Source organism: Pirellulales bacterium (genome assembly GCA_035533075.1).
GTDB lineage: Bacteria > Planctomycetota > Planctomycetia > Pirellulales > JAICIG01 > DASSFG01.
Window position 1 is genome coordinate 1 of the sequence record DATLUO010000228.1, and the last position, 11,250, is coordinate 11,250.

An 11,250-nucleotide genomic window follows, 5' to 3' on the forward strand; every position below is an offset into this window, starting at 1 on the left:
AAAAATGAGCGATGGCGACCGCCAATCTAAAATCGACAATCCAAAATCACCCATACCCCCCTAGATTTATGGTTGCGGCGCGAAAATGAGCCGCCCCAGGACGTCGGCGCAAAGCCCAGCAGGCCAAGGGGTTGCAGGCAGGGCAAACCGAACACGGGTTTTGTTTTTGACAACGCTAATCATTTTTTGACAACAGTAAATCGAGGCGAACCAACGGCACCTTGATGCGGAAAACCAGTCGCCGAGAACGACCAACCGCATCCAAACCCTGGGACGCCCTCGAGCGTCCCTCCCGGTGGCAGGCGGCGCGCAGCGCCGACTCGGGTCTTTGACAATTTGGTAGACTCACGCGGCGGCAAAGCTCGCAATGAAGGCCGGAATCGGGCTGGCGGTGTGCGGGAACTCCGGTCAAGCGTGCCGTTACGCACGCCCGCGGCGTGTTCCAAGCAGCAATGCGGTCGCTCCGTGACGGCCGTTTTCCCGTAAACGGCAGCCAGACGGCCGTGCGGCGACACTTGCGGCACCTCACTTGCTTGAGGTGGCGAGAAAGGAACCACCCGATGTCACAATTACGCTACGATCTGACCACGGCCGACTGGGTGATTTTCGCGCCTTCGCGGGCGTTGCGGCCGCACCATCTGCCTTCGGCGGCTCCTTCCGCGCCCTCCGCGGCCGCGCCGTGTCCCTTTTGTCCGGGCAACGAGGCGTTCACGCCGCCGGAGATTTACGTGGCCCGTGGCGGCGGTCCGAACGTGCCGAGCAACTGGCGGGTGCGGGTGATGCCCAACAAGTTTCCCGCCTTGCGGATTGAAGAAGACACGCGACGCATTGAAGAGACGCCCGCGTTTCAATATATGGCCGGTTGCGGGGCGCACGAGCTGATTGTCGAATCGCCCGAACACTCGGTGTTTCTCGCGCAGCAGTCGATCGAGCAGGTCGAGCTGGTGCTGCGCACCGTGCAGCTTCGCCATCAAGACCTGATGCGCGACCGCCGCTTCCAGGCGATCATCGCCTTCAAGAACCACGGCGCGTCGGCGGGCACCTCGCTCGAACACCCGCACTGGCAGGTGATCGCCACGCCGGTCGTGCCGAGGTTGTTGCGCCAAAAGCTGACCGTGGCCGAAGAGCATTTCGACCGCACGGGCGAGTGCCTTTACTGTATGGCATTGCAAGAAGAGCTGGCGGCCGACAAACGCATTCTGGCCCGGAACGAAGAATACGTGGCGGTCTTGCCTTACGCCTCACACGTGCCTTTCGAGACGTGGATCATGCCGCTCAAGCGGCAAGCCTCGTTCGCCTCGGTCGACGGGGGCCTATTCAAGCCGCTGGCGCAATTGCTGCGGGCCGTGCTGCTGAAGCTCTACACGGCGCTCGACAACCCCAGTTTCAATTTGACGATCGACAGCGTTTCGCGCGGCGACGACAGCAAAGAGTACTTCATGTGGCACCTGCGCATCCTGCCGCGGCTGACGACGCCGGCGGGCTTCGAGCTCGGCAGCGGCATGGCCATCAACACCGTCCTGCCGGAAGAGGCCAAAAGCTTTCTTTGCGAAGTCGCCACCACCGACAACCACGCGCTGGCTTCTGCGGCCCGTGCCGAGACCGCGCTTCGCGCCGCCGCAGCCTCGTGAAACCGCGCCCCGGCCTGGTAGCGCTCTACAACAGTTCCGCGATCGGCTGGCCGCTTTCGATCATGTAGACCGGGCGACCGGCCTGGTTGACGAACTGCACGTGACGGTCGATGCCCAACACGTGGAACACGGTGGCCATCAGGTCTTGCGGGCTGATGGGGGCCGATTTCGGCACGTCGAGCTTGGGAGCCGATTCGCCGATCACCTGGCCCATGCGCAGGCCGCCGCCCGCCAGGCCCAGCATGCTCAACGGCGCCCAGTGGTCGCGGCCCGCACCGCCGTTGATCCGCGGCGTGCGGCCGAATTCGCCCGTGATGACCAACAGAATCTTGTCGCTCAGGCCGCGTTGGGCGCAGTCGTCGATGAACGTCGCCACGGCGTGATCGAGCGCGGGACTGAGCTGCTCCATCGACAGCTTGATGTTGCCGTGCATGTCCCAACCGCCGTAATGCAGCGTCACGAAGCCGCAGCCGGCTTCGCACAACCGCCGGGCCTGCAGCAGCCGCCGGCCGAGCTGTTGGTTGTCCTGGCCATACTGATCGACCAGCCGCGGATCTTCCTTTTCCAGGTCGAACGCTTCCGGGGCGCGGTTCAATACCAGATTGAAGGCTTGCTGCTCGAACTGGTCGAGGCCCGCCATGAGCGGATTCGTGTCGGCCTGGCGTTTCAGCTTGTCGAGTCCTTTGAGCAACGTGCGCCGCTCGCCCAGGCGGTCGTGCCGCACTCGCAAGGTCATGTTCTGCTGGGCCTCGCCGCCCGGATCGAAGGGAGCGTAGGGCGTGCCGAGGAACGAAGGTCCGTCGCCGTAGGTGCCGCCCAGGCGGACGTAGGTGGGCATGCCGGTCAGGGGATGATTGGTGCCGCGGACGCGGGAGACGATGGCGCCGATGCCCGGCCGCACCTGCGGCTCTCCATTATCGGCGGCGCGAAAATCGTAGCCGGTCATCACCCAGTGCGTGCCGCCGCCATGACCGCTGTTGTCGTGGGCGAACGACCGCACCACCGCCAACTTGTCGGCCATCTTGGCCAGCTTGGGAAACGTGCCGCCAAAGGTGACGCCGGAGAGCGCCGTGGGAATCTCGCCCGTGATGCTCCGCACTTCGGCCGGAGCGCTCATCTTGGGGTCGAAGGTTTCAATGTGCGTGGGTCCGCCGCCGAGCCAAAGCCAGATCACCGATGTGTCGCGCGGCGTATGCCCGGCGGCAGATGCTTGTGCGCGTGCGGCGAGCAGGCCGGGCAACGTCAGTCCGCTGGCGCCCAAGGCGCCGACCTTCAGAAAGTCGCGACGAGTCGAGCCATCGCAAGCGCCACTTCGACGATCAGAAACCAGCTTCAACACGGCGTTTCTCCTTTGGTTGCCCGCGTTTCCCGGTCGGTAACCGCAAGCGATGTGCCGCCCGCTATTGTATTTCCGCCATCACACCCCAGATATTGTCCGCGGGCGGCGAAAAGTTACGGCCGGCGACGCATCAATACCCGTTGATCGGTAATATAGCGGTAGCCGGCGGGGCAGGGCAAGAGTGGGGGCGGGCGGTTTTGACGGCCAGGGCGGATCTGACGCTGGAAACGGTTGCCGCAGTTTGACTTGGAGTACAGGCCGACGTAGGGAATGGTGAGACACTTCTGACGGTATAAGGAAGCTTTTTGCGTGGACGCCTTTCCGTGGCTCGTGGCACTCAGCGGCCTGATCCTGATCATCGATCTGGCGGCGGGCATGGCCATTGGCTGGTGGCTGCACGAGACCAGCAACGTGCGGCAGCAGGCGGTCAATGCGCGCCAGGCCCTGGATGCCCTGCGCGACTTGCACGACCTGACTTGCGACGTGGCGGGGCGGGTCAGCCAGCACGTACACCATGTCGGCGCCATTAGCCAGGAATTAATCGCTCTGCGCGCCAATTGTGCCGGCACAAAAGATCACGCCGTCGTGGATGCCGTCAGCCGCATTGTCCAGGTCAACGACGAGCTGACGCAACAGTTGACCGAAGCCAAGCTGGAGCTGAACCGTCAGTCGGAGCTGATCGAGACACAGGCCGCCGCGGCCATGACCGACTTGGCGACGGGCTTCCCCAACCGCCGCGGCTTCGACGACGAGCTGCGGCGGCGGTTGGCCCAATGGCAACAGCAAGACACGCCCATCTCCGTGCTGATGGTCGACCTGGACAATCTTCAGCAGCTCGAACAGGAACACGGCAAGGAAGCGGCCGACGATGTCTTGCGCGGCGTGGCCACCGTGCTCTCCGAGACGATGCGGGCCATGGACCTGATCGGACGCTACGACGACGGTCAGTTCGCGGTCGCCTTGCCCGGCGCCGAGTTGTCTGAAGCTCAGTCGGCGGCCGAACGGCTGCGCACCGCCGTGGCGGAGCGCGAATTCCACATCGGCGACACTCCGGTCCACGTCACGGTCAGCCAAGGCGTGGCCCAGGCCCAGCCGGGCGACAACATGGGTTCGTTGCTGGAACGCACCAGCGCGGCCCTGGCCGCTTCGCAAGAAGCGGGCGGCAACTGCGCGTTTCTGCACGACGGGGGCAAGTGCCAGGCCGTCGCCCGCACCGCCGCCGGAAGCGAATCGCCGGAAGCGGTGCAGGAAGATTTGATGGCGCTGGCCAGGCAACTGCAAACCATGCCGGCCGACGCCCATACCGATCCCCTCACGGGCCTGCTCAATCGGCGGAGCTTCTTCGAGGGACTGCGGCACCGCATCGTCGAGCACAACCTGGGCAACGTGCCGCTCTCGCTGGCCGTGATCGACCTGGACAATATGACCAACTTCAACCGTATCCGCGGCAACCTGATGGGCGATGTCGTGCTGCGGACGGTGACGCAGATCGTCCGCACCGCGACGCGGGCGAACATCGACATGGCGGCCCGCTATCACGAAGACAAACTGGCGATCGTGCTGGTCAACACGCGGCTCGACGACGCGCTGCTGGCCGCCGACCGCATCCGTCGGGCGGTGGCCTCCTGCAAACTGAAATCGGAATCGACGCAGATCACCGTCACGGTCAGCGTGGGCGTGGCCGAACTGGAACGCGGGAGCGACGCGGTGGCGCTCTTGAAGAAGTGCGAAGACGCGGTCCGGGCCGCCAAGGCCGCCGGCCGCAACCGCACGTTCTATCACGACGGCGTCCGGGCACAACCGGCGCGCAGCTTTGCGCTGGCCGGCGCACGGCAGTGATTTTGCATTTTGGATTTTGGATTTTCGATTTTGGATTGCCGGGCGTTCAGCGGTAAGGTGCGGCCAGCCCGGCCGCCGGGACGAGCGCCGGCCCACCACCCAATCCAAAATCCAAAATCGAAAATCCAAAATTGCCTCACCCGCCGCTGCGATACCCTTCGTGGCAAGTGCTGCAGGCCTTGTTGAGCTGCCCGGCGGCCTTCTGGGCACGTTGCAGATCGTCGCCCTTGACGGCTTCCACAATCTCCAGGGCCTGCGTCTCGAGGCCTTTGGCGTATTTCAGATAGTCTTCGTCGTCGGCGTACTCGTAGCTCGGATCCTGAATCAAATGGGCGATCACGGCCACGATCTGGGCCTCCTCCAACAGCGCGTTGCGGTTCTTCGAGAACTCGCCTTTGTCGGAGGTCCAGGCTTTGATCTTGGGATCGTAACCTTCTTTGCCCATCCGCGTCATCAAGGGAGCGCGGTTGGCCACATCGGACCACTTGGCGTCGGGATCGGGCTTGGGCAGCTCGATCTTGCCGCCGCTGATAAGCTGGGCCAGGTCGTCGCTGCGCTGATGGGCCTCTTTGTAGGAGTTGTCGGTGCCCACCTTGCAGTTGCCGCCGGCGCGACGGAAGATCTCACGCAAACCGAGCGCGTCCTTCTTCCAAGATCCCCGCACGTCGCCGTCGAACTGGGCGACGACGCCGAACAGCATCGCCAATTCGGTAAAATGGACGCGGGCAACATGATTGCCGCCGCCTTTGAACACGCTGGGCGTCTTGGTGACTTCCGCCAAGGAGCCCACCTGCGCCTTGACTTCGTCTTCGATGGTCGAGCCCGCGATCAGCTTCGACCAGGCCGCATCGCCCGTCGCCGCGACGGCGTCGCCCTCATCGCTTGCGCCGCCGGCCTTGGGCGTGGCGGCGGCGATCGCCCCGCCCGGCTGGCCGGGGCCCAGCTTCTGCCGCGCGTCGTCAAAAAAAGTGGCCGTCACCTCGGGAGTGAACTTGGGCGGCGGCGCGGTCTTGAACGTCCGCGGCTTTCTTTGCGGTCGGGCTTTAGCGGCAACGCTCATCGAGGGAAGGCTCATGGCCGCGGCTGCCACGCAGAAGAGGACGACGGGCAAAGTGCGACCAGGCTGCTGGCTCATGACAACGTCCCCTTGACGACGCCTGTTGGGTACTCATCGATCACGCGAGAGATATTATCGGGCGTTTCGATTGGTGCGTCAAATACGGTCGTTCACCGCAGGCTGATGGCCGGGCGGTCGTAGTCGCGGCTGATCGACCGCCGCGGCACCTCCAGTGGCACCGCCACCACGTCGCAAGCAATCTTGCCGAGCTTCGTTTGCACCACGAACGGGTCGCCGAGCTTCGTCGCCGCCTGGCCGGGCACCGCCTTCTTCGGAGCGCTGAACGTCTCCATCAACTCGCAGAGCTTGGGATTGTAGTCGATTTGCCCGTCGTCGCGCCGCGTGCCCACGGCGTCGAAGCTGCCCACCGTCACAATGCTGGAGTAGCGGTCGTGAAACTCCCAGGCCTCGTAGCCCTTGGCGCGCAAGGCCACGGTCATCTCGTGGGCCTTGGCCGCCGCATCCTCCAACCGGCTCTCGAACTTGCGGGCCTTCTTTTGGATCTCTTCGATCTCCTTGGGGTTCACCGTAATGGCGCCGGCGAAGGTGGCGATCTTGCACGTAAAACGGCCGGAGCACTTCAGCAGGCTGTATTGCACCGGCTCGTTCATCTTCAGCACCAGGCTATCGACCCCCTTGGGAGCAAAGTAGTCGGCGGGCAAGAGCGGGTTGGTGGTGACGATCGCCCGCCGCATGGGGCCGGCCGGCTGGCGGTTCTTGCTGACCTGGGCGTTCACGGTGTCTTGCCACTGGGCCAACGTGCGGTACTGCTTTTTGCCTTGCTTGGCCCGTTTCTTGGTGTCCAGGCATTCGGGTTCCAACGCCCGCAGCTTCGTCAACACCTTCTGCGCTTGGGGGTCGTCGACCGAGGGGAAATCGCCGACCATGACGGCGATCTCGTGCATCTGCTTGACGCGGTACTTCATCTTCACCGGCTGCCCGTACTGGTCGACGCGGTGCGTCAGCTCTCCCTTGCTGAAATCGAAGTCCCGCTCGTAGCGATAGGCCCGCAGCTTGAACTTCGACCGCAGCTCGTACACCAGCTCGTCGGCCTGCTCCTCGGCCTGTTCGCCCGAAAACACGGCCGCCATAATCACCCAGGGTCCCTGCCGGTCCGTGAGCAGGTATTGCTTGTTGGGATCGGCGTCGATTTGTTTGAACAGGGCCAGCTTTTGCCAGGGCGGCGAGGCCGCCACGGAGGCGGGCGCCACGGCAAAGGAAAGAAGCACCAGCAAGGGCCAGGTCTGCTTTTGCATTGGCTTGTCGAAAAGGGAGGCTGGAAATGGGCCGCGAAGTGTAGCGAAAGCCCGTCTATAGTTCCAGGCCGAATCTGAAGGAGATTCAGGGATCATTGCCCCGTTCATTGGCGAAGGGAAGGAACGAATCGGGATCGTACACGCGGGGACGCCGCAGCGAGCGTTCCGCCTCCATCGAGCGCATCATGGCGCGAAGACGGGCCATTTCGGCCTCGTTTTGCGCGAGTCTCCAGTCAAGATACCAGCGTCGATAAGAGTCGGGTGAGTATTCTTTCCACGCCGTTCCGGTCCAGTAGTCCCATCGACCACCCATGCGCCAATACCACCAGTGTCCATGGTGAAACTGGTACCTCCAACGCTCGGCCGCCGGCGCTTGCGGCGGTTTCTCGGCACTCTGTCGAGGAAGCCCATGCATGAGAGCCAGGGACTGCTCGCCGCGAGGCTCCGCGGACGGTGCTTGTTCGCCCAGGGCCACGCCGGGCAGCAGAAACGCGGTCAAACAGACGACGCCTGAAGCAGTTCGTCTCATCACGGCAGCATCGAAAGACAAGGACGCCGGCAATCTCCGGCTGTTACGCGGGCCGGCCGATTTCCCTCTGAAAATATCATATCATATCCCTGCCGCCAGACTGCTGATAGGTCGACCTCCAGACCGGCGATCAAGAGCACCAGCGCCACGGCCAAGGCCACGACGGCGTCGAGCGCCACGGCGGCTGGGCCGTCGCGTGGGAAGCGCCAGGCCTTTCAATGGACCACGGACAGAGCACTAGCCGCCGGAGCGCTGGCCGGCGGTGCGCGTTGCCGACCGGGTGGCGATGGGCATCCCCCGGTCGCGGTGCGATGTCGACACCGAACCGTGGCCCGATTTGTCGGATCCGATCTCGACCAGTTGGCGTCCGAGATGGTTATAGGTGCAAACCACGCCGCGCCCGTCGTCGGTGGAGGTGGCCACGAACATCAGCGATCCGTCGGCGGCCGAGACACCCAGCAACCCCACATTTTTCGCATGTCCCATAATGGCCACCGGCTCGCCGCGCTCGTTGAGCGCCACGAATTTGCGGGCGATCACCAATTCGGGCACGGTCACCGCGTGTTTCTTGGCGGCCACAAAGGCCATTGCCAAGCAAGACGCCGTCAGGGCGCAGGTGGCCCTCCGCCAGCGACGGCCCTCTTTATCGGCCGCGCGCAAGCGTTGTTGAAAATTCTGCATGATGTTTGTCCTTATTTTTCTTTCGTAGCTGCCTTGCGCATAACCGCGTCTCATTGGCGGAATCGCGCCGTGCGGGCATGGCGCGTGCGCGGCTTCCACGCACGGAGCAGAGATTCACACAAGGGCGGGCGGTGCGGCACTGCCGGAAAGCGTTTCGCTTGCGACCCCGGACCCTCGTGGTTATGGCGGGGATGAGCGGCCTCGACTGGAAACGGGCTGCACCGAAGAACGGCGCGATGCCTCGGGCCGCTGAGAGACCGCGTCCCCACGGTCGTCGAACACGGTAATGTGACCGTCGCCGGACTGGTTGGCACTCACGCACACCAAGGCGCGGCCCTCCCGATCGAAGGTGGATACCACCCCGTGGCCGCTATCGGTGGCCGAAGCGGCGAACAGTAGGGTGCCATCGGCGGCGGCGACACTCACGATGCCCACATTCTTTTCGTGGCCCATGAAGGCCACCGGCTCGTTGCGTTCGTTCACCGCCACAAACTTGCGCGCATATATCACATCCGGAATCGCGTCTTCCGGCTTGTCGGCGGCCATCGAGGTCGCGAGAAACAAGCCGAGCCCCAGAACGATTCCCGAAAACTTCCAACGCCGATTGCTCTGCTCGATAGCCACCAGACGCCGTTCAAGTTGTTGCAAATCTTCCTGCACTTTTGTGTCCTCTTTTCCTGCTTTCCTGAATCGGAAACTGCCGCAAAGTTAGTCAGGCTTGCCACGATGGCCCGCCAGCGTTTCCTGACCGATCGTCGGCCCCAAAAGCAAACCGCGCGCCAATCGCATCGAACAGTTGGCGCGTTTTTACGCAACTCTTTACACAGCACATGCTTGCACCGTTATCATTTCCGTCGATCTTGGCCCACCGGCCTCCAACGCGGCGCTTCGTGTTCAAGTTTTGGGATGCTCGTGATTAGACTCTAGGCAGTACCGCCGCTCCGTCATCGGAATTCTCTGACGGTCCCAAACACATGGCACGCCCTAGCTGACGAAAAACTCGCTTGTCGTTCCGCCACCGCTGAATCACACCGAATCACAGCCTTGCTTGGATGGCCATAAAGTATCGGCCGAACGCACGCGCAGCAATGGGCGTTGCCGGTGAAAAATCCGTAAGCCTTCGGCCGGTTCGCGCGGACAGTTTTTGGCAGCTCTGCACAGATTTTGGGCACTTTCGAGTCTGGCTTGCACCCGATTTGCGGCGCAGGTAACCTAGGACCGCTGGGGCGCATGAGTTGCATGGCAAAGGAAGCCGTCGGCCATTTTTGCACGGGCCGGGCAACTCGTTGGCCTTGAGGAGAATCTCGAAATGTGGTTGCGTATCGTGTCCAGTGCCGCCTGCGTGACCGCCCTGAGCGGCATCGCCTTGTCGCAGCCGCCGTCCGCCTCCGATACCCTGGTCGGCGAGCGTGTCATCACGATCAAGCCGGCCGTCGAGTTGAAGGTGCTCAATCCGCAGACCCGGCAAACCGAGGTCACGGGAACGGTGCAGCACCCGCTGCTGAAGGTGGAGTCGGTGCAAGGCGGTTACCTGTGGGTTCGCACGGGCGGGGCGGCCGGTTGGATTCCGAGGGCCGACGTGGTGCCGTTGGACTCCGCCGTGGCGTATTTCTCCGACAAGATCGACAAGGACGTGAAAGATCGCGACGCCTACCTGCGGCGGGCCGTGGTTTGGTATGCCAAGGGCGAATATAGCAGTGCGATTCGGGATTTCACCGAGGCCATCCATCTCGATGCCGGCGATGCGGCGGCCTTCAACGACCGAGGCGCCGCCCGCTATGCCAACCATGAACTCGAGTTGGCCTTGACGGATTACAGCGAGGCCGTCCGTCTAGACCCGGCCCATGCCGCCGAGTACCGCTACAATCGCGGCGTGGTTTACGTTCAACAGGGGAACCTGGAGCGCGCGGTGGAGGATTTCACTGCCGCCATCGAGCTCGACCCGAACTACGTCTGGGCTTATAACAATCGGGGCCACGCTTGGTTCAAGCAGCGGCAATACGACAAGGCCCTGGCCGACTTCGACGCGACCCTCCGCCTGGCATCCAACGACGCTTACGCGCTCGCCAACCGGGGACGAGTTTGGGCGGCCAAACAGGACTACGCCAAGGCCCAAAGCGACTTCGACCAAGCACTGCGCCTTGACCCGCACAACGCCCTGGCCTATCGCGGACGCGGTGAAATGTGGCTCGATCAGAGGCACTACGACCGCGCCCTGGCCGACTTCGAGAAGGCGCTCGAAAACGGTCCGCGCACCGCTCGCCTGTACCTGGACGAGGGCATTGCCCGAACGGGTCTGAGGGATTACGGGCCGGCCTTGGCCGACCTCGCCGTGGCGCTGCGCCTCGACCCCGACAACGCCGACATCTACACGCGCCGGGCCGACGCCTGGTACGGCCGCGGCGAATACGAGGCCGCCCTGGCGGATTATAACGAAGCCATTCGTTTGGATGCCGAAGCCGCGGGGGCCTATGCGGGCAGGGCACTCTTGTGGGCCACCTGTCCCGACCCGCATTTGCGCGAGGGACGGCGCGCGGTCGATTCGGCCATGCAGGCCTGTCAGCTCAGCGATTGGCGGCGGCCCGAGTGGATCGACACGTTGGCCCTGGCATACGCCGAGACCGGCCGTTTCGACGAGGCGCTGAAATGGCTGGACAAGGCCCTCGAATCGCCCGCCTTCCCCAGCCACAAGCTGGCCGATGCGCGGCGCCGCCGCCAGCTCTATGCCGCGCGCCGCGGCACATCGCCGACCGGCGGGTAGCTGCTTAGAAGAACACCTGCGTGCGGAACCAGAACAAGTTGTTGTGCCCGGTGGTGCTGGTCGTGGTCAGCAATACCGGCCGGTTGTAGCCCGCATA

The 11,250-nt window shown here is 63.7% G+C and carries 9 protein-coding genes; 3 read left to right on the top strand and 6 right to left on the bottom strand.

Going from position 1 to position 11,250, the window contains the following annotated elements; genetic code table 11:
* Positions 1-560 precede the first annotated feature (560 nt).
* Positions 561-1,631, top strand: coding sequence for a galactose-1-phosphate uridylyltransferase (gene galT, locus VNH11_28945; GenBank protein HVA50412.1), 1,071 nt, complete (start codon positions 561-563; stop codon positions 1,629-1,631).
* A gap of 25 nt (positions 1,632-1,656) precedes the next feature.
* Here galT and VNH11_28950 read toward each other — a convergent pair whose 3' ends face one another.
* Positions 1,657-2,970, bottom strand: a complete 1,314-nt coding sequence (locus VNH11_28950; protein HVA50413.1) for a DUF1501 domain-containing protein — start codon at positions 2,968-2,970, stop codon at positions 1,657-1,659.
* Between the two features lie 309 nt (positions 2,971-3,279).
* On the opposite strand from VNH11_28950, the gene VNH11_28955 reads away from it, so the two are divergent.
* Positions 3,280-4,809: a GGDEF domain-containing protein gene (locus tag VNH11_28955; protein ID HVA50414.1), complete on the top strand. Its 1,530-nt coding sequence runs from the start codon at positions 3,280-3,282 to the stop codon at positions 4,807-4,809.
* Between the two features lie 136 nt (positions 4,810-4,945).
* Here the strand turns inward: VNH11_28955 and VNH11_28960 are convergent, their stop codons facing one another.
* The 5 genes from VNH11_28960 to VNH11_28980 form a co-directional block, all read right to left on the bottom strand.
* Complete coding sequence (locus VNH11_28960; protein ID HVA50415.1) at positions 4,946-5,944, bottom strand: cytochrome c; 999 nt, start codon at positions 5,942-5,944, stop codon at positions 4,946-4,948.
* Positions 5,945-6,036: 92 nt separating this feature from the next.
* Positions 6,037-7,182 carry a hypothetical protein gene (locus tag VNH11_28965; protein HVA50416.1) on the bottom strand — a complete coding sequence of 382 codons (1,146 nt, stop codon included), beginning with the start codon at positions 7,180-7,182 and terminating at the stop codon, positions 6,037-6,039.
* 85 nt (positions 7,183-7,267) lie between these two features.
* Entirely contained in the window at positions 7,268-7,711 is a 444-nt protein-coding gene (locus tag VNH11_28970) for a hypothetical protein (protein HVA50417.1), read from the bottom strand.
* A 237-nt stretch (positions 7,712-7,948) separates the two neighbouring features.
* Positions 7,949-8,491, bottom strand: a complete 543-nt coding sequence (locus VNH11_28975) for a hypothetical protein (GenBank protein HVA50418.1) — start codon at positions 8,489-8,491, stop codon at positions 7,949-7,951.
* Between the two features lie 81 nt (positions 8,492-8,572).
* Positions 8,573-9,052: a hypothetical protein gene (locus VNH11_28980; GenBank protein ID HVA50419.1), complete on the bottom strand. Its 480-nt coding sequence runs from the start codon at positions 9,050-9,052 to the stop codon at positions 8,573-8,575.
* A gap of 649 nt (positions 9,053-9,701) precedes the next feature.
* On the opposite strand from VNH11_28980, the gene VNH11_28985 reads away from it, so the two are divergent.
* Complete coding sequence (locus tag VNH11_28985; GenBank protein HVA50420.1) at positions 9,702-11,153, top strand: tetratricopeptide repeat protein; 1,452 nt, start codon at positions 9,702-9,704, stop codon at positions 11,151-11,153.
* Positions 11,154-11,250: the final 97 nt, after the last annotated feature.

What these genes read in the sequence shown, in the direction of transcription:
- galT (HVA50412.1), top strand. Translation starts at nt 561, where the DNA reads ATGTCACAATTACGCTACGATCTGACCACGGCCGACTGGGTGATTTTC.
- VNH11_28960 (HVA50415.1), bottom strand. Translation starts at nt 5,944, where the DNA reads ATGAGCCAGCAGCCTGGTCGCACTTTGCCCGTCGTCCTCTTCTGCGTG.
- VNH11_28965 (HVA50416.1), bottom strand. Translation starts at nt 7,182, where the DNA reads ATGCAAAAGCAGACCTGGCCCTTGCTGGTGCTTCTTTCCTTTGCCGTG.
- VNH11_28970 (HVA50417.1), bottom strand. Translation starts at nt 7,711, where the DNA reads ATGAGACGAACTGCTTCAGGCGTCGTCTGTTTGACCGCGTTTCTGCTG.
- VNH11_28985 (HVA50420.1), top strand. Translation starts at nt 9,702, where the DNA reads ATGTGGTTGCGTATCGTGTCCAGTGCCGCCTGCGTGACCGCCCTGAGC.